The organism is Streptomyces sp. NPDC051214 (genome assembly GCF_040682375.1).
Taxonomy (GTDB): Bacteria; Actinomycetota; Actinomycetes; order Streptomycetales; family Streptomycetaceae; genus Streptomyces.
Genome location: NZ_JBFBAT010000019.1, coordinates 138943 through 157927, shown reverse-complemented (window position 1 = coordinate 157927; position 18985 = coordinate 138943). Strand labels below are relative to the sequence as shown.

Sequence of the window (18985 nt, the reverse complement as noted above, 5' to 3'; positions counted from 1 at the left end):
GAAGCCGTGATCCGCCTGGAGCACGGGCAGCCGATCCGCTTCGGCGCCGACCGCGCCAAAGGCGTCGTACGCGACCCCGCGACCGGCGACCTCAAAGTTGTCCCGGTCACACCTGAGACCGAGTCACAGATCCTCATCCACGACGCTCACACCACCTCCCCCACCCAAGCCTTCGCCCTCTCCCGCCTCGCCGACCCGAACACCCTCCACCACACCCCCATCGGCGTCTTCCGCAACACCCAACGCCCCGTCTACGACACCCTCATGTCCGACCAACTCGACACCGCCATCGAACAGAACGGCAAAGGCGACCTCGCCACCCTCCTCGCCGGCAACGACACCTGGACCGTGGAGCGATCCTCATGACCTATGTCATCGCCCAGCCCTGCGTCGACCTCAAGGACAAGGCCTGCGTCGACGAATGCCCCGTCGACTGCATCTACGAGGGCGCCCGGAAGATGTACATCCAGCCCGACGAATGCGTCGACTGCGGTGCCTGCGAACCCGTCTGCCCGGTCGAGGCCATCTTCTTCGAGGACGACACTCCCGACGAGTGGCAGGACTACCGCAAGACGGACCTGGAGTTCTTCGCCGAGCTCGGCTCCCCGGGCGGTGCGTCCCAGCTCGGGCCTCTCGACCGCGATCACCCGGTCGTCGCCGCGCTGCCCGCCCCGTCCGTCTGACACTCGCCGCCCCCCCGACGTGTCCGACAGGGTCACCCCGCCCGCCCCACCACCAGCCACCTCGACGGCAGTTCGATCCGCGTCCCGTCCGATGCGAACTCGGTGGTCGTCAGCGGCAGTTCACCCTTCGCGAGCACCGTCAGGCCCGCCGCGGTGACGTACTCCGGCACCGCGGCGTCGGCGACCTCGCCCGGCGCGATGCCGTGCGCGAACACCGGCGCCAGCTTCGGCGGCGGGCCCTCGGGGCTCTGGGCGAGGCCGCGCAAGATCGGGCCCGCCGCCTCGGCGAGCTCCACCATGAACGCTCTGCCGCGCTCGCCCAGCAGCGTCGCGATGCCGTCGACGAGCGGCTGGCGGTCGTCGGGATCGCACTGGTGGAGCACGCCGCGCATGTAGACGTTCGCGTCGCCGATCTCCGCGTGCAGTTGCTGCGCCTCGGCCTTCTCCGCGGCGTCGACCTGCCGGAACTCCACCTGTCCCGCCGGGTCGGCGTCCCGTGCGTGACGCAGCGCGGCGGCGGACAGGTCGGCGCCCAGGACGCGCGGGTAGCGATCGGCGAGGAACCGCGTCTGGGTGCCGTTGCCACAGCCGAGGTCCAGGAGGGGCAGGCCCGCGGCCGCCAGGTGCGGTTCGAAGAGGGCGAGGTGGATGCCGACCGTGAGCGCGGGTTCGGCGTCCCAGAAAACGGCCCCCTCCTCAGCGGGGGCGTCTCTCCAGAACCCCTCCCACGCCTCCCTGTACCGACTCGTGACGCTCATGCCCAGCTCCCCAGGATTGCGACGACGACCGCCGAAGCCGACGGCAAGATCGGTCTATCGCGCCCCGGGTTGAGGGACAAGTCACCGGCGCCATCAATTGCGCGGCGGCCCCAGCTCGAACCACACGGTCTTGCCGGATGCCGTACGGCTGGTCCCCCACTCCTTGGCGAGCACGCTGACGATCCGCAGCCCGCGCCCGAACTCGTCGCCGGGGCCCGCGTTCAGCAAGGTGGGCAGGGTGTGGTCGTCGTCCTCGACCTCGCAGATCAGGGTGGCCCCGGAGCGGACCAGGCGGAGCTCGACACGGCCGCCGCGCGAGTGCCGTACGGCGTTGGTGACCAGCTCGCTGACCAGGAGCTCGGCGGTCTCGGCGAGGGAGCCGCGGGACCAGGTGCGGAGCTGGTCGCGGACCAGGTCGCGGGCCCTGCTCACCTCGCTCGGGTCGCGTGCGAGCCCCCAGGTCGCGACATCCTCGTCCGCGATGCCGTTCAGGCGTGCCATCAGGAGGGCCACGTCGTCCTTGCGTCCGCCGCGCGTGTTGAGCGCGCGGATGATGGTGTCGCAGGCGGCGTCCATGGAGGCGGCCGGGTGGGCCGCGGACTCGGTGAGCGTGGCGAGGCCGACGCCGATGTCCTCGCCGCGGACCTCGACAAGGCCGTCGGTGCACATCAGGAGCCGGTCTCCGGGCGCCACCCGTACGGTGACCGCCTCGAAGGGCACGCCTCCCACGCCGATGGGGGCGCCTGTCGGCAGGTCGAGGAGTTCGCTGCGGCCGTCCTCGGCGCGCACGAGCACGGGCGGGATATGGCCCGCGTTGGCGAGGTGCAGTGCGCTCCCGATGGGGTCGTAGACCGCGTACAGGCAGGTCGCGAGGTAGTGCTCGCCGAGGCGCTGCGCCAGGTCGTCGAGGTTGCGCAGGAGCTGGGCGGGCGGCAGGTCCAGGGCGGCCATGGTCTGGACGGCCGTACGCAACTGACCCATCATCGCCGCGGAGTTGAGGCCGTGGCCCATCACGTCGCCGACGACGAGCGCGGTGCGCGAGCCGGGCAGCTTCACGGAGTCGAACCAGTCGCCGCCGACCCGGCCCAGGAGGGTGCCCGGCAGATAGCGCGTGGCGATGTCGCAGCCGGTCATGCGCGGCTCGATGTGCGGCAGCATGCTGTCCTGGAGAGTGTCGGCGACGCTCTCCTGGTAGGTGTACATGCGGGCGTTGTCGAGCACGAGGCCGGCACGGGCGGCGAGTTCGGCGCCGGTGACGCGGTCCATGTCGTTGAAGACGGGCCGCTCCCGGTGGCGCAGCAGGATCATGAATCCGAGCACCACATTGCGGGCCTTCAGCGGTACGACGAGCATCGAGCGGTGGTTGATGAGCGGGCGGATGTCGCGCTTCTCGAACTGCGAGGCGATGGCGTTGCCCATCTCCTCGGTGATGCGCGGCACGAGGACCGGATCGCCGGAGGTCATGCACTGGAAGAACGGGGTGTGCGACGGGAAGGGCATGGATTCGCCGACGGGCACGACGTCGTCCCAGCGGCCCGGCTCGTCCGTGTGCTCCACGGCGACCCGGTGCCACATGGTGGTCTCGTCCGGTGGCCCCTCGGGGAAGCCCTCGCCCGCGACGACCTGTTCGCGCAGATAGGTGCCCGCGACGTCCGTGAACCGGGGCACGACGGCGCGGCTGACCTCGATGATGGTGCGCGAGAGGTCGAGCGAGGAGCCGATGCGTCCGCTGACCTCGTTCAGGAACTCCAGGTGTTCGCGCACCGCCGCGTACTCGAGGTCCTCGCCCTCGTCGCGGGTGCCGGGCTCGGGCGTGCGGCCGTCGGCGGCGGCCTGCTGGGCGCGCAGCCTGCGTGCCTTGCGCTCGGCGCGCCGGGGCACGCCCCAGTCGGGCGTGACGGGCACCCGGTCCTGCTTGCTGAACTCCAGGACGGGATAGCCCAGTTCGAGGATCTGCGCCACGATGCGGGAACTTTCTCCCACGCTCATGCTGGGCAGGATCTCGGGCAGCCGGCCGGCCAGTTCGTCCGCTCCGGGGAAGTCCGTGTGCAGGGCGAAACCCGGCGCGATCCGCTCGACCTGCCCGGGTTCGCTCTCGTCCTCGTCGGCCAGCCGGTCGGCGTCCGCCGCGAGGACGAGCAGCCGCTCGGGGCCGGGGCCGACGAGGGGGTACGCCCACCACAGGACGTCCACGCGGTTCCGTTCACCGCCGGGCACGGAGAGGCGGGCGCGTCCGGCGGCCGGGTACGAGATGCGTCCGTCGAGGGAGGTCTCCAGGTCGGGGCCCAGGCCGTCGTACTCGCCGTAGTGCGCGTGGCCCTCGGGGATCGCGCCCGCCACCGGGAGCAGGTCGCCCGCCGGGCTGCCGACGGCCACCTCTTTCGCGTACCCGAACAGCTTGCGCGCGCCGGTGCTCCAGTGGGACACGAGGCCCGCGCCGTCGATGACGACCACGGCGAGTGGGATCCGGCCGGCCACGGCATGCTGCGCCACCGGCCCGTCCGGGGTGCCGTATTCCATGGCCAACGCTCCTTCCGGCGGCACCGCGAAGGCCTGCGCCGCCCCAACCACCGTACGACCGGCACCGGTTGCCATGCGGTGCAATAACGGAATTGGGCCCCGTGGGGGCGCCTCCGGCGGGTATTTTCTCGCCCTCCCGTCAGGGGGCCCTAGTCTTCGTGGCCCAGCTGGAGATCCCGTTCCGTGCGTCCGCCGCCCGCGACCTGGAGCACGGTCGCCACCGGCGGGTAGCCGGCGGCGATGACCGTGTACTCGCCGGAGGACAGGTCGATGAACCGGAAGGTGCCGTCCTGACTGGTCGTGAGGGTGTCCACGACGTTGCCCGCCGCGTCGAGCAGCGTCACGCGGGCGTCCTCCACGGGTCGGCCGCCGGTGGCCCGCACGGTGCCGCGCAGGACGGCGCCGCCGGCGAGCTCGACGTCCTGGCGTGTCTCGCGCGAGGCCTGCACGCTGACGGGCAGGGCCGCCGGGCGGAAGGCGGGTGCGCTGGCGGCCAGGGTGTACTCGCCGGCCACCAGCTCCGTGATCACATAGCCGCCTTCGCGCCCGCTGCGGGTGGTGGCGACGACCTCGCCGCGGACGTCGGTGAGGGTCACCGCGGCGTCCCTGACCGGGGTCCCGTCGGCGGTGAGCACGCTGCCGGCCAGGCGTCCCGCGCCGCCGAGCACCACGTCCAGTTCCACCGGGCGCTCGCCGACGGTGACGGTGACCGCCTGCGGCTGGTGGCCGCCCGCGGCCGCGATCAGGACGAACGATCCCGAGCCCGGCGTGGAGAGCGCGTACCGCCCGTCGTCGCCGCTCGCGCCGCGGCCGATCTGCCGGCCCCCGACGTCGATGAGGGTCAGGGCGGCGCGGGGCACGACGGTGCCGTCCGGGTGCTGCACGGTGCCGCAGACGGGCACACCGGCGGCGTAGGAGGTACGGGCCTGCGGGACGGGCGTGGCTTCGGTGGTGGGGGCGTCCTGGGACGCTGCGCTGGACAACAGGGGAGTCTCCTTGAGGAAGAAGGTGATCAGCATGCCGAGGACGAGGACCGGGACCAGGTAGAGGAAGATCCGGGGCATCGCGTCGGCGTACGCCTGGATGTAGCCCTCGCGCAGCGGGGCGGGCATCGCGTGGACGAGCTGCGGGGTGATGGCCTCGGGGTCCGGAAGACCGGCCCCGGCCGGGATGCGGTCGGCGAGGGAGTCCGCGAGGCGGTCGGCGAAGAGCGTGCCGAAGATGGCGGCGCCGACGCTGCCGCCGATCTGCCGGAAGTAGTTGTTGGCGCTGGTGGCGGTGCCCAGGTCGGAGGGGCGTACGGCGTTCTGCACCGCGAGGATGAGCACCGGCATGACCAGGCCGACGCCCGCGCCGAGCACGGCCATCCAGATGCTGTAGTGCAGCCGGGGCGTGTCGGCCTCGAGGCGGGAGAGCAGCCACATGCCGATGACGGACAGGATGCCGCCGAGCACCGGGTAGATCTTGTAGCGCCCGGTGTGGCTGATGAGCTGGCCGGAGAGGATCGAGGCGCCGACGACGCCGCCCATCATCGGCAGCATGAGCAGTCCGGACTCCGTGGCGCTGGCCCCGTCGACCATCTGCAGGAACGTCGGCAGGTAACTGGCCGCCCCGAAGAGGGCGATGCCCACGACCATGCCGACCAGCGCGGTGATGTTGAAGACCGAGTCGCGGAACAGGCGCAGCGGGATGATCGGTTCTGCGGCGAAGCGTTCGGCGACCACGAAGAGCACGACGGAGGCGAGGGCCCCGGCCGCGAGTCCCAGGATGGCGCGTGAGCCCCACGCGTACTCGGTGCCGCCCCAACTGGTCAGGAGGACCAGGCAGGTGGAGGCGGAGGCGAGCAACAGGGCGCCCAGTACGTCGAGTCGGGCCTTGACCGCGCGCTTGGGGAGCTTGAGCCCGAAGCTGACGACGAGGAGGGTGACGAGCCCGAAGGGCACGTTGAAGTAGAAGCACCAGCGCCAGGTGACGTGGTCGGTGAAGAAGCCGCCGAGCAGGGGTCCCGCGACCGACGCGAGGCCGAAGGCGGCGCCGATCAGGCCCATGTAGCGGCCGCGTTCCCTGGGCGGGACGATGTCCGCGATGATCGCCTGTACGCCGATCATGAGGCCGCCCGCGCCGATGCCCTGGATGGCGCGGAAGGCGATGAGCTGGTCCATGGTGCGCGACCAGCCGGCGAGCGCAGAGCCGATGACGAAGATGACGATCGCGAACTGGAAGACGCCCTTGCGTCCGAAGAGATCGCCTAGCTTGCCGTAGATGGGCAGGCCGATCGTGGACGTCAGCAGATAGGCGGTGATCGCCCAGGACATCTTGTCCAGGCCGTGCAGCTCACCGACGATCTTGGGGAGCGCGGTGGCGACGATCATCTGCTCGAGGGCGGCGAGCAGCAGGGCGAGCATGAGGCCGACGAAGACCATCCGGACACGTCCGGGGCTCAGTCCCGCCGTCGCCGACACGTGCTCTTGGGGTGGCGGCGGCTCCTCGATGCCGGGAGGCACCGCCACCACCGGCAAGTCCCCCTGCTCGGCGCCCTTCACCAGCGTCGTGCCGCCCACGTCCTGCTCCCCTCGTCTGCGCCTGCGCCGCATTTCTCGCATTACGCGACAACTGCGAGCAAGCGCGACGAGTCGCCCCTGTCGGGGGTCCGGCACGCGTATGTGCCGGTGGGAGCCCTACGCCGTACAATTGGCCCGAACAGAAAACCACTCGAAACGGTGAGCGTGACAACAACCCTGTCGGGCTACCGGAGTTGAGGTCCCACCGGGCGTCGACTACTTCTCGACCTCGGTGGCGAGCTTGCCGAGCACCTCGTCGTAGATCCGCCCGAGCCCCTTGGGGGCGAAGGTCTTCTCGAAGAAGCCGCCGATGCCGCCCGCGCCGTTCCACACGGTGGAGACGACCACGCGCGCCTTGCCCTCCCCCGCCGGAGTCACCCGCCAGGTGGTGACCATGGAGGAGTTGCGGTCCTTCTCGACGAGCTCCCCGTCGGTCGGCTCGCTGACCTCCAGGAGGCAGTCCCGGATGCGCTTGCTGGTGGCCTGCAGCTTCCAGTGGACGAGCGTCCCCTCGCCGTCGCCACCCTCGCGCACCTCGAACTCGCTGAAGTGCTCCGACAGGATCTTCGGACGCGTGCCCTCGTAGTCGGCGAGCGCGTCGAAGACGTCCTCCGGCTGCGCCGTGATGATCCGCTCCGTGGTCGCCTCGACCTGCGCCATGGCACTTCCTCCAGCACTCGGTTGTTCAGGGTGATCCCCGGAAGCCAACCACCCTGCGTGCCGGGCCCCCAAATCGGGGTCGCCGAGGTATCCCCTCGCACGATCAAGGGAACATGTGTTCTATTCTGTGGTCAGTGCTACCGAGGAGGCGTCATGCGCTGGGAGAACCTCGCCGACGGGCCGTCACGGGGTGTCGCGGATGCCGCGCTGTTCGGCGCGGACGCGGTCACGACCAGGACCTTCGACACACCTGAGTTCCGTGGGATCACCTTCCACGAGATCCGGGCCAGAACGATCGTGAACCGGGTGCCCGGGGCTTCCCGCATGCCGTTCGAGTGGACGGTCAATCCGTACCGGGGCTGCACGCACGCGTGCGTCTACTGTTTCGCGCGCAAGACGCACAGCTATCTCGACCTGGACACGGGGCTCGGCTTCGACAGCCAGATCGTGGTCAAGGTCAACGCCCCCGACCTGCTGCGCCGCCGGCTCGCCTCGCCCCGCTGGCACGGCGAGCACATAGCGATGGGCACGAACGTCGACTGCTATCAGCGGGCGGAGGGGCGCTACGGCCTCATGCCCGGGATCATCGCCGCCCTGCGCGATCACGCGAACCCCTTCTCCATCCTCACGAAGGGCACGCTGATCCTGCGGGACCTCGACCTGCTGCGGCAGGCCGCCGACGTCACGGACGTCGGCGTCTCGGTCTCGGTGGGCTTCATCGACCAGGAGCTGTGGCGCACCGTGGAGCCGGGCACACCCGCCCCGGAGAGGCGCCTTGACGTCGTACGGACGCTGACCGATCACGGCATCGGGTGCGGGGTGCTCATGGCGCCGGTGATCCCCTTCCTCGGGGACCGCCCCGATCAACTGCGGGCCACCGTGCGGGCCATCGCCGCCTCGGGGGCCACGTCCGTGACGCCGCTCGCCCTCCACCTGCGGCCCGGGGCGCGCGAGTGGTTCATGGCCTGGCTGCAGCAGCACCATCCGTATCTCGTACAGCGCTACGAACGGCTGTACGCGGAAAGCGCCTACGCACCCAAGTGGTACCAGCGGCGCATCACCCGCCAAGTGCACGAACTGGCCGAGGAATTCGGCATCGGCCCCACCCGCGCGGACACCCCCCGCCGCATCCGCACCCCTCAGCCCCCACCCCCCGAACCCACCCCGCCCGGCGTCACGCAACTCACGCTGCTCTGAACCCATGGTCCACGATGGGCACATGAGCCGACTGACCCACATCAACGCCCCTGACGGCGTCTTCCCCGCCACCGCGTACACGCACGTCGTCATGGGCACCGGCCGCTTCGTCGCGATCTCCGGGCAACTCCCCCTCGACCAGCACGGAGAGCTGGTCGGCGAGGGCGATCCGGGCGCCCAGGCACGGCAGGTCTTCGACAATCTGCGGCGCTGCCTGCTGGCGGCGGGCGGCGACTTCGGCGACGTCGTGAAACTGACGTACTACGTCACGGACATGGCGCACATGCCCGCGATCCGGGCCGCGCGGGACCTCCACATGGATCCGGCACGACTCCCGGCGTCCTCCGCGGTGCAGGTCGCCGGACTGGTGGCGCCGCAGTTCCTGATGGAGATCGAGGCGTACGCCGTCCTCTAGGGGCCGGGGACCTGGTCAGGCAGTCGCGCGAGGGCCGCGGAGGCTGCCGCTGCCAGGCGGGGGAAGTTGCAGGCCTGGGTCAGGACCGGGCGGGCCCGTGGGTCGCCCAGGGCGCCGAGGCCCTCCACGCACGCCAGCGCGATCTTTCCGTAGGGGTCGTGCGGGGCGAGCCTGCGCTTCAGCGTGGTGATGAGGGCGGGCGCGGATTCGGGGGCGCGCAGCTCGGTGAGCAGACGCACGGGGTACAGGGCGTAGGCGACCCGCAGCTCATTGGTGGCCAGGGCGGCTGCCGCGCGTGCCGTACGCGGATCACCCAGCCTGGCCAGGGCGTACGCGGCGGCCGCGCAGCGGGAGGGGTCCCGGTGGTTGAGGAGCAGCACGAGGGACTCGAAGGCCCTGTTGTCCCCCGCGGTGCCGAGCCGCACCGCCGCGAGCTCCCGTGCCCACAGTGGCTGACCCGCCGCGGCGAGCACCTCCGCCAGTTCCTCCACATCGCCGGTCGCGACCAGCCTCTCGTAACTCTCCGAGACTCCCGCCTCGCGGCGTAAGCGTTCCGTCACCGTGCGCAACTCCACGTCCATGACGGGGAGCCTATCCGCGATGTAGATCACAAACCCTGGGGACTGGCGCGCTCGTTACTCGCCGGTTAATCTCATGTGAGCGGGGCACACTCCCCGTCAGCAGTATCTGAACCTCGCAGCGGCCTGGTGACGCAGCCGGTGCGAGCGAGTGTTTGTCGGTTCGGTGCTTCGAGCACCTCAGCTCCACCCAGTACGGCATGGCTCCGGGACAGGGCCGGTCGACTCCTCACGGGCGTGTGCCTCATGCCGCCCGGTCACGACACAGCAGCTCACCCTCCGTACGCCGCGCCGCCGTTGCCGCGCACCGTGCGCCCCTCAGTCGTCACTCACTTCCTGGAGTCCACGCATGGACACTCCCCTGAACACCGTCGCCGTGATCGGTCTCGGCACCATGGGCACCGGTATCGCCGAAGTCCTGGCCCGCGCGGGACGCGAGGTCATCGGCATCGACATCAGCGAGGCCGCGGGCGCCCAGGCCGTCGCCGCCATCGAGTCGTCCACCGCGCGGGCCGTGCGCCGTGAGCACCTCACCGAGGACGAGCGGCGTGACGCGCTCGCTCGCATCCGCACCTTCACCGACCTGCAGGCCGCGTCCGACGCCGACCTGGTCATCGAGGTCGCCCCGGAGTCGTACGAGATCAAGCAGCAGATCATCCGGGAGCTCGACGGCGTCGTGCGCCCCGAGACGATCATCGCGACCGGCACGAACGCGCTCTCCGTGACCCGTCTCGCCGCCGAATCGCAGCGCCCCGAGCGGGTCCTCGGCCTGCACTTCTTCAACCCGGCCCCGGCGATGAAGCTGGTCGAGGTCGTGTCGTCCGTCCTGACCGCGCCCGCGGCCGTCGCCTCCGTCACCGACCTGGCGTACGCGCTCGGCAAGGAGCCCGTCGCGGTCGGCGACCGGCCGGGATTCGTCGCCGACGGCCTGCTGTTCGGCTACCTCAACCAGGCCGCGGCGATGTACGAGGCGAAGTACGCGTCCCGCGAGGACATCGACGCCGCGATGCGTCTTGGCTGCGGCCTCCCGATGGGCCCCCTCGCGCTGCTCGACCTGATCGGGGTCGACACCGCCCGCACGGTCCTGGACGCGATGTACTCCGAGTCGCAGGACCGCCTGCACGCACCCGCCCCGATCCTCAAGCAGCTCAGCGAGGCGGGCCTGACCGGGCGCAAGACGGGCCGCGGCTTCTACTCGTACGAGGAGCCGGGCAGTTCGGTGGTCGTGCGGGACGCGCTGACCCCGCCGGAGGACGGGCGGCAGGGCGGCGGGCGCACCATCCGCTCGGTCGGTGTCGCGGGCTCCGGCACCATGGCCTCCGGGATCGCCGAGGTGTTCGCCAAGGCCGGCTACGACGTGGTGCTCGCCGCGCGCAGCGAGGAGAAGGCGGAGAAGGCCAAGTCCCGTGTCGCCAAGTCGCTTTCGCGCTCCGTCGACAAGGGGCGGATGACGGCGGAGACCGCCGCCAAGACCCTGGACCGCATCACGCCGGCCGGTACGTACGACGCGTTCGCCGACGTCGATCTGGCCCTGGAGGCGGTCGCCGAGGACCTGGAGATCAAGCAGCAGCTGTTCGCGGCGTTCGACAAGGTCTGCAAGCCGGGCGCGATCCTGGCGACCACGACCTCGTCCCTGCCGGTCGTCGCCTGCGCCCGTGCCACCTCGCGTCCCGGTGACGTGATCGGGATGCACTTCTTCAACCCGGCACCGGCGATGAAGCTGGTCGAGGTGGTCCGCACGGTCCTCACGGACGACGACGTGCACGCGACGGTCCGCCAGGTCTGCGCGACGATCAAGAAGCACCCGGTGGACTGCGGCGACCGCGCCGGCTTCATCGTGAACGCGCTCCTGTTCCCGTACCTCAACAACGCGGTCAAGATGGTCCAGGAGCACTACGCGACGCTCGACGACATCGACGCCGCGATGAAGCTCGGCGGCGGCTACCCCATGGGCCCCTTCGAGCTCCTGGACGTCGTCGGCCTGGATGTCTCGCTCGCCATCGAGAAGGTCCTGCACCGCGAGTTCCGCGACCCGGGCCTGGCCCCCGCTCCGCTGCTCGAACACCTGGTGGCCGCGGGCTGCCTCGGCCGCAAGACCGGCCGCGGCTTCCGCGAATATGCCCGACGGTAGGCCTGGAGCGGACGGGAGCGCGCCCGACGGCAGACCGCGCACGGACTGGGGCGGGCTGCTCGAACCGTCGGGCGGCCCCGTCCCGCCGCCGCTCAGCCCCGTCCCGCGGGAGCACTCGACTGTGCGTATGCAGTACGTTCGGGGCATGCCCAAGGCCGCCAAGTCCTCACGTACGCCCGCTACGCCCGACGCTCCGGAGAGCGCGGCGGGCAGCCGCGCCGCCGCCCAACGCCTCAAGATGCGCCGGGAGCTGGCGGCCGCCGCGATGGAACTCTTCGCGTCCAAGGGGTACGAGGCGACGACGGTCGACGAGATCGCCGCGCAGGCCGGTGTCGCACGCCGGACCTTCTTCCGGCACTTCCGCTCCAAGGAAGAGGCGATCTTCCCGGACCACGACGACACGTTGATCCGGGCGGAGGCGGTCCTGAACGCGGCGCCTCCGCACGAGCACCCGCTCGACACGGTGTGCCGGGGCATCAAGGAAGTCATGAAGATGTACGCGGCCTCGCCCGCCGTGTCCGTCGAGCGCTACCGCCTGACGCGCGAGGTCCCCACGCTGCGCGAGCGGGAGATCGCCTCGGTGGCCCGCTATGAGCGGCTCTTCACGCGCTATCTCCTGGGCCACTTCGACGAGCAGGCGCATCACGACGGGAACGACGACCCGCTCCTGGCGGAGGTGGCCGCGTCGGCGGTGGTGACGGCGCACAACCACGTCCTTCGCCGGTGGCTGCGTGCGGGCGGCCAGGGCGACGTGGAGACCCAGCTGGACCACGCCTTCGCCATCGTCCGCCGGACCTTCGGCTCGGGCATCGGGGCGGGGCGTGACACCACCACCGCTCCGGCGGCCTCGGTGAGCACCGGGGGCGATGTGCTGGTCACCGTGGCCCGGACGGACGCACCGCTGGACGAGATCATGCGGACGATCGAGAAGGCTCTGCGGGAGTCGTAAGTCCCGGTTTCCACCCATTCGTCCTCGACTTTTGAAGGGGCGCTACCCACGGGTAGCGCCCCTTCCGTCATGTCGTCACACCCTCTGACCTGCACTGATCGATCATCTATCAAAAATTGCTGGCACTCAGTGTCTTGCCGACTGGCACGCGGTGTCATACGTTGATGTTGTCCGGGCGGCCGGCGTGCAGAGAACCTTCGTACGCCGGCTGTCCCCACAAGCCACGGCTCGTGCGCCCGGACGCCTGCGTCACAGGCAACCTCCCGCGCCACACCAAGCGCTGCCGAGCATCACCTTCGCCGAACCGACGGCACACCCCCACCTGCACCAGCAGCACCCGACGTAACCCTCAAGAGCGTGCTCCCCTCAAAGGGGGCCCGCACTTCGCCGGAGGCATCACCGTGAAGGAAATCCTGGACGCGATCCAGTCGCCGGACTCCACTCCCGCCGACTTCGCCGCTCTTCCGCTCCCCGAGTCCTACCGCGCGATCACCGTGCACAAGGACGAGGCGGAGATGTTCGCCGGGCTCGAGTCCCGCGACAAGGACCCCCGCAAGTCGATCCACCTGGACGACGTGCCGGTCCCCGAACTCGGCCCCGGCGAGGCCCTGGTGGCCGTCATGGCCTCCTCGGTCAACTACAACTCCGTGTGGACCTCGATCTTCGAGCCGGTCTCCACGTTCAGCTTCCTGGAGCGCTACGGCCGGCTGAGCGAGCTCACCAAGCGCCACGACCTGCCGTACCACATCATCGGCTCCGACCTGGCGGGCGTCGTGCTGCGCACCGGGCCCGGCGTGAACGCCTGGAACCCGGGCGACGAGGTCGTCGCGCACTGTCTGAGCGTCGAGCTGGAGTCCTCCGACGGACACAACGACACGATGCTCGACCCCGAGCAGCGCATCTGGGGCTTCGAGACCAACTTCGGCGGGCTCGCGGAGATCGCCCTGGTCAAGTCCAACCAGCTCATGCCCAAGCCGGACCACCTGAGCTGGGAGGAGGCCGCTTCCCCCGGCCTGGTGAACTCCACCGCCTACCGCCAGCTGGTCTCGCGCAACGGCGCCGGCATGAAGCAGGGCGACAACGTCCTGATCTGGGGCGCGAGCGGCGGGCTCGGCTCGTACGCCACCCAGTTCGCCCTGGCCGGCGGCGCCAACCCCATCTGTGTCGTCTCCAGCCCGGAGAAGGCCGCCATCTGCGAGGCGATGGGCGCCGAAGCGGTCATCGACCGCAACGCCGAGGGCTACAAGTTCTGGAAGGACGAGCGCACCCAGGACCCGAAGGAGTGGAAGCGCTTCGGCAAGCGCATCCGCGAGTTCACCGGCGGCGAGGACATCGACATCGTCTTCGAGCACCCCGGCCGCGAGACCTTCGGCGCCTCGGTCTACGTCACGCGCAAGGGCGGCACGATCACCACCTGCGCCTCGACCTCGGGCTACATGCACGAGTACGACAACCGCTACCTGTGGATGTCCCTGAAGCGGATCATCGGCTCGCACTTCGCGAACTACCGCGAGGCCTGGGAGGCCAACCGCCTCATCGCCAAGGGCAAGATCCACCCCACCCTCTCCCGCGTCTACTCCCTCGAGGACACCGGACAGGCCGCCTACGACGTGCACCGCAACCTCCACCAGGGCAAGGTCGGCGTGCTCGCCCTCGCGCCCCAGGAGGGCCTCGGCGTGCGCGACCCGGAGATGCGGGCCAAGCACATCGACGCGATCAACCGCTTCCGGAACGTCTGAGGGCTGAGGGTTCGCACATGACAGAGCGTCAGAAGGACCGGCCGTGGCTCATGCGGACCTATGCCGGTCACTCCACGGCCGAGGCGTCCAACGAGCTGTACCGGCGCAACCTCGCCAAGGGCCAGACGGGCCTCTCGGTCGCGTTCGACCTGCCCACGCAGACCGGCTACGACCCGGACCACATCCTCGCCCGCGGTGAGGTCGGCCGGGTCGGCGTCCCCGTCTCGCACGTCGGCGACATGCGGCGGCTGTTCCAGGACATCCCCCTGGACCAGATGAACACCTCGATGACGATCAACGCCACGGCCATGTGGCTTCTGGCGCTCTATCAGGTGGTCGCGGAGGAGCAGGGCGTGGACATCACGCAGCTCCAGGGGACGACGCAGAACGACATCGTCAAGGAGTACCTCTCGCGCGGGACGCACGTCTTCCCGCCGGGGCCCTCCCTCCGCCTGACCACCGACATGATCACCTACACGGTGGCGCACATCCCCAAGTGGAACCCGATCAACATCTGCAGCTACCACCTGCAGGAGGCCGGGGCGACTCCGGTGCAGGAGATCGCGTACGCGATGTCCACCGCCGTCGCGGTCCTGGACGCCGTGCGCGACTCGGGGCAGGTCCCCGAGGAGAAGTTCGGTGACGTCGTCGCCCGTATCTCCTTCTTCGTGAACGCGGGCGTCCGCTTCGTCGAGGAGATGTGCAAGATGCGGGCGTTCGGCCGCATCTGGGACCGGATCACCCGCGAGCGGTACGGCATCACCAACCCCAAGCAGCGCCGGTTCCGCTACGGCGTGCAGGTCAACTCGCTCGGCCTGACCGAGGCGCAGCCGGAGAACAACGTGCAGCGCATCGTCCTGGAGATGCTGGCCGTCACGCTCTCCAAGGACGCACGCGCGCGTGCCGTGCAGCTGCCCGCCTGGAACGAGGCCCTCGGCCTGCCGCGGCCGTGGGACCAGCAGTGGTCGCTGCGCATCCAGCAGGTGCTCGCCCTGGAGAGCGACCTCCTGGAGTACGAGGACATCTTCGAGGGCAGCCACGTCATCGAGGCCAAGGTGGAGTCCCTCGTCGAGGAGTCGCTCGCCGAGATGGACCGCATCGAGCAGATGGGCGGCGCGATGGCCGCCGTCGAGTCCGGCTACCTGAAGTCGCAGCTGGTCTCCTCGCACGCCGAGCGCAGGGCACGCATCGAGTCGGGCGAGGAGAAGATCGTCGGCGTCAACGCCTACGAGTCGACCGAGCCCAACCCGCTCACCGCCGACCTGGACACCGCGATCATGACGGTGGACCCGGCGGTCGAGAACCGCGTCGTGAACGCCCTCAAGCACTGGCGCGACACCCGCTACCAGCCGCCGTTCAACCACCCGCGCCCCTGCAAGGCCCTGGAGAGGCTCAAGGAGGTCGCCGCGGGCACCGGCAACCTCATGGAGGCCACCCTGGAGTGCGCACGCGCCGGTGTGACGACCGGGGAGTGGTCCGGGGCCCTGCGGGAGGTCTTCGGGGAGTTCCGGGCGCCCACGGGCGTCTCCAGCGCTCCGGTGGCCGTCACCGCGGAGGCGGGCACGCCGCTGGCCCTCGTCCGCGACAAGGTCGCCAAGACCGCCGCCGACCTCGGCACCGGCAAGCTGCGCTTCCTGGTCGGCAAGCCGGGCCTCGACGGGCACTCCAACGGGGCCGAGCAGATCGCGGTGCGTGCGCGTGACGCCGGCTTCGAGGTGGTCTACCAGGGCATCAGGCTCACGCCCGAGCAGATCGTGGACGCCGCGCTCGCCGAGGACGTGCACGCCGTGGGCCTGTCCATCCTGTCCGGCTCGCACGCGCAGCTCGTGCCGGACGTCCTGGTGCGCCTGCGGGAGGCGGGCGCGCCCGACATCCCTGTCATCGCGGGCGGCATCATCCCCAACAGCGACGCCGAGGACCTGAAGGCGGCGGGTGTGGCCGCCGTGTTCACCCCCAAGGACTTCGGCATCACCGAGATCATCGGCCGTATCGTCGACGAGATCCGGAAAGCGAACAAGCTCGACCCTCTGGAGGTCCCCGCATGACCGCGCCTATCAACCGTCTCCGCCCGCGACGCTCCTGTCTCGCGGTCCCGGGTTCGAACCCGCGCTTCCTGGAGAAGGCCCAGGGCCTCCCCGCCGACCAGGTCTTCCTGGACCTGGAGGACGCCTGCGCGCCGCTCGCCAAGCCCGAGGCCCGGCACACCATCGTGAAGTTCCTGAACGAGGGCGACTGGACGGGCAAGACGCGCGTCGTGCGCGTCAACGACTGGACGACCGAGTGGACGTACCGCGACGTCGTCACGGTCGTCGAGGGCGCGGGCCAGAACCTCGACTGCATCATGCTGCCGAAGGTGCAGACGGCGGACCAGGTCGTGGCGCTCGACTTCCTGCTCACCCAGATCGAGAAGACGATGGGCTTTGAAGTCGGCAAGATCGGCATCGAGGCACAGATCGAGAACGCGCAGGGCCTGAACAACGTGAACGCGATCGCGCAGGCGTCCCCGCGCGTCGAGACGATCATCTTCGGCCCGGCGGACTTCATGGCCTCCATCAACATGAAGTCCCTGGTCGTCGGCGAGCAGCCGCCCGGCTACCCGGCCGACGCCTACCACTTCATCCTGATGAAGATCCTGATGGCCGCCCGCGCCAACAACCTCCAGGCGATCGACGGCCCCTACCTCCAGATCAAGAACGTGGACGGCTACCGCGAGGTCGCGAACCGCGCCGCCGCCCTCGGCTTCGACGGCAAGTGGGTCCTGCACCCCGGCCAGGTCGACGCCGCGAACGAGGTGTTCTCGCCCTCGCAGGAGGACTTCGACCACGCCGAGCTGATCCTGGACGCGTACGACTACTGCACCTCCGAGGCCGGCGGCAAGAAGGGCTCGGCGATGCTCGGCGACGAGATGATCGACGAGGCGAGCCGCAAGATGGCGCTCGTCATCTCCGGCAAGGGGCGCGCGGCGGGCATGACCCGGACCTCCAAGTTCGAGATCCCGGAGGCCTGAGATGCAGTTCGGCCGCACCTACGAAGAGTTCACCGTCGGGGACGTCTACAAGCACTGGCCCGGAAAGACGGTCACCGAGTACGACGACCATCTCTTCTGCCTCCTGACGATGAACCACCACCCCCTCCACATGGACAGCAACTATGCGGAGAAGACGACGGACTTCGGCAAGAACGTCGTCGTGGGCAACTACATCTACTCGCTGCTTCTGGGCATGTCCGTGCCGGACGTCTCGGGCAAGGCGATCGCCAACCTGGAGGTCGAGTCGCTCAAGCACGTGGCGCCGACCTTCCACGGCGACACGATCTACGGCGAGACCACGGTCCTGGACAAGACACCGTCGAAGTCCAAGTCTGACCGCGGGATCGTCTACGTGGAGACCAAGGGCTACAAGCAGGACGGCACGCTGGTCTGCGTGTTCCGCCGCAAGGTGATGGTTCCCACCGAGACGTACATCAAGGAGCGCGGCGGCGAGCAGCCCGGCCGCCCGGAGCTGCGTGACATCCCCAAGAAGGGCCAGGAGAAGTAGCCATGAGCCGACTCGCGCAGACCGCAGGTCTCACCGACATCCAGCAGGAGATCCTGTCCACGGTCCGGGACTTCGTCGACAAGGAGATCATCCCGGTCGCCACGGAGCTGGAGCACCGTGACGAGTACCCGCAGCAGATCGTGGACGGCCTCAAGGAGTTGGGCCTCTTCGGGCTCATGATCCCTGAGGAGTACGGCGGTCTGGGCGAGTCGCTGCTCACGTACGCCCTGTGCGTCGAGGAGATAGCGCGTGGCTGGATGTCGGTCTCCGGCATCATCAACACCCACTTCATCGTCGCCTACATGCTCAAGCAGCACGGGACGCAGGAGCAGAAGGACACCTTCCTGCCGCGCATGGCGGCCGGCGAGGTGCGCGGCGCGTTCTCCATGTCGGAGCCCGCTCTCGGCTCCGATGTGTCCGCGATCACGTCCAAGGGCGTCAAGGACGGCGACGAGTACGTCCTCAACGGTCAGAAGATGTGGCTCACCAACGGCGGCACGTCCACGCTGGTGGCCGTTCTGTGCCGGAGTGACGAAGGACACCCGGAGGGCACGGCGCCCCACAAGTCGATGACGACCTTCCTCGTCGAGAAGGAGCCCGGCTTCGGAGAGGTCCGCCCCGGCCTCACCATCCCGGGCAAGATCGACAAAATGGGTTACAAGGGGGTGGACACCACCGAACTCATCATGGATGGACTGCGAATTCCAGCCAATCGTGTGCTCGGCGGGACCACCGGCCGAGGGTTTTACCAAATGATGGACGGCGTCGAAGTCGGCCGTGTGAATGTCGCGGCTCGTGGTTGTGGTGTCGCTCAGCGTGCATTTGAGCTCGGTGTCTCTTATGCCCAGCAACGCCACACTTTCGGCAAGGCGATCGCTCAGCACCAGGCGATTCAGTTCAAGCTGGCCGAGATGGCTACCAAGGTCGAGGCCGCCCATGCGATGATGGTGAACGCAGCACGCAAAAAGGACTCCGGGGAACGAAACGACCTCGAAGCAGGGATGGCGAAGTACCTCGCGTCCGAATACTGCAAAGAAGTCGTAGAGGACGCGTTCCGGATTCATGGCGGTTACGGCTTCTCGAAGGAGTACGAGATCGAGCGTCTGTACCGTGAGGCACCCATGCTGTTGATCGGCGAAGGTACCGCCGAGATCCAGAAAATGATCATTGGACGACGACTGCTCGAAGAGTATCGATTCCAGGGCTGAATGTCCGCTTTGGGGCGGTTTCTTCGAGAAGAAGGTCACACCCTGTCAGC

General features: G+C 69.4%; 15 protein-coding genes and 1 pseudogene. 11 read left to right on the top strand and 5 right to left on the bottom strand.

Annotation, left to right across the window (positions count from 1 at the left end):
* Positions 1 to 366: pseudogene (locus AB0M70_RS37565) on the top strand (2-oxoacid:ferredoxin oxidoreductase subunit beta); the annotation flags it as partial.
* Complete coding sequence (fdxA, locus tag AB0M70_RS37560; RefSeq protein WP_365827528.1) at positions 363 to 683, top strand: ferredoxin; 321 nt, start codon at positions 363 to 365, stop codon at positions 681 to 683. The pseudogene AB0M70_RS37565 and the gene fdxA, both read left to right, overlap by 4 nt.
* A 32-nt stretch (positions 684 to 715) precedes the next feature.
* Here fdxA and AB0M70_RS37555 read toward each other — a convergent pair whose 3' ends face one another.
* The 4 genes from AB0M70_RS37555 to AB0M70_RS37540 all read right to left on the bottom strand — a co-directional run bounded on the left by AB0M70_RS37555 (position 716) and on the right by AB0M70_RS37540 (position 7182).
* Entirely contained in the window at positions 716 to 1441 is a 726-nt protein-coding gene (locus tag AB0M70_RS37555) for a class I SAM-dependent methyltransferase (protein WP_365827526.1), read from the bottom strand.
* Positions 1442 to 1534: 93 nt separating this feature from the next.
* Positions 1535 to 3961, bottom strand: coding sequence for a SpoIIE family protein phosphatase (locus AB0M70_RS37550; protein WP_365827524.1), 2427 nt, complete (start codon positions 3959 to 3961; stop codon positions 1535 to 1537).
* A gap of 149 nt (positions 3962 to 4110) precedes the next feature.
* Complete coding sequence (locus AB0M70_RS37545) at positions 4111 to 6522, bottom strand: MFS transporter (RefSeq protein ID WP_365827522.1); 2412 nt, start codon at positions 6520 to 6522, stop codon at positions 4111 to 4113.
* A 216-nt stretch (positions 6523 to 6738) separates the two neighbouring features.
* A complete protein-coding gene (locus AB0M70_RS37540) occupies positions 6739 to 7182 on the bottom strand; it encodes an SRPBCC family protein (RefSeq protein ID WP_365827520.1) in 444 nt (147 codons plus the stop codon).
* A gap of 153 nt (positions 7183 to 7335) precedes the next feature.
* Between AB0M70_RS37540 and AB0M70_RS37535 the strand changes: the two genes are divergently transcribed.
* Positions 7336 to 8379: an Rv2578c family radical SAM protein gene (locus AB0M70_RS37535; protein ID WP_365827518.1), complete on the top strand. Its 1044-nt coding sequence runs from the start codon at positions 7336 to 7338 to the stop codon at positions 8377 to 8379.
* A gap of 22 nt (positions 8380 to 8401) precedes the next feature.
* Positions 8402 to 8794 (top strand): RidA family protein, encoded by a 393-nt coding sequence (locus AB0M70_RS37530; protein ID WP_365827516.1) that lies wholly within the window; start codon positions 8402 to 8404, stop codon positions 8792 to 8794.
* Here AB0M70_RS37530 and AB0M70_RS37525 read toward each other — a convergent pair.
* Positions 8791 to 9375, bottom strand: coding sequence for an adenylosuccinate lyase (locus tag AB0M70_RS37525; RefSeq protein WP_365827514.1), 585 nt, complete (start codon positions 9373 to 9375; stop codon positions 8791 to 8793). The genes AB0M70_RS37530 and AB0M70_RS37525 overlap by 4 nt on opposite strands.
* 346 nt (positions 9376 to 9721) lie before the next feature.
* Between AB0M70_RS37525 and AB0M70_RS37520 the strand changes: the two genes are divergently transcribed.
* The 7 genes from AB0M70_RS37520 to AB0M70_RS37490 all read left to right on the top strand — a co-directional run bounded on the left by AB0M70_RS37520 (position 9722) and on the right by AB0M70_RS37490 (position 18935).
* A complete protein-coding gene (locus AB0M70_RS37520) occupies positions 9722 to 11503 on the top strand; it encodes a 3-hydroxyacyl-CoA dehydrogenase family protein (RefSeq protein WP_365827512.1) in 1782 nt (593 codons plus the stop codon).
* A gap of 145 nt (positions 11504 to 11648) precedes the next feature.
* Positions 11649 to 12452 (top strand): TetR family transcriptional regulator, encoded by an 804-nt coding sequence (locus AB0M70_RS37515; protein WP_237330317.1) that lies wholly within the window; start codon positions 11649 to 11651, stop codon positions 12450 to 12452.
* A gap of 401 nt (positions 12453 to 12853) precedes the next feature.
* On the top strand, positions 12854 to 14191 hold the full coding sequence (ccrA, locus tag AB0M70_RS37510) for a crotonyl-CoA carboxylase/reductase (protein ID WP_365827510.1): 1338 nt from the start codon (positions 12854 to 12856) through the stop codon (positions 14189 to 14191).
* Positions 14192 to 14208: 17 nt separating this feature from the next.
* Positions 14209 to 16236: a protein meaA gene (locus AB0M70_RS37505; RefSeq protein WP_365827508.1), complete on the top strand. Its 2028-nt coding sequence runs from the start codon at positions 14209 to 14211 to the stop codon at positions 16234 to 16236.
* Entirely contained in the window at positions 16233 to 17198 is a 966-nt protein-coding gene (locus AB0M70_RS37500) for a CoA ester lyase (RefSeq protein ID WP_363209448.1), read from the top strand. Before AB0M70_RS37505 ends, AB0M70_RS37500 begins: the two co-directional genes overlap by 4 nt.
* Position 17199: 1 nt before the next feature.
* Positions 17200 to 17727, top strand: coding sequence for a MaoC family dehydratase (locus tag AB0M70_RS37495; protein WP_363209449.1), 528 nt, complete (start codon positions 17200 to 17202; stop codon positions 17725 to 17727).
* 2 nt (positions 17728 to 17729) lie between these two features.
* Positions 17730 to 18935 (top strand): acyl-CoA dehydrogenase family protein, encoded by a 1206-nt coding sequence (locus AB0M70_RS37490; protein WP_160508249.1) that lies wholly within the window; start codon positions 17730 to 17732, stop codon positions 18933 to 18935.
* Positions 18936 to 18985 lie beyond the last annotated feature (50 nt).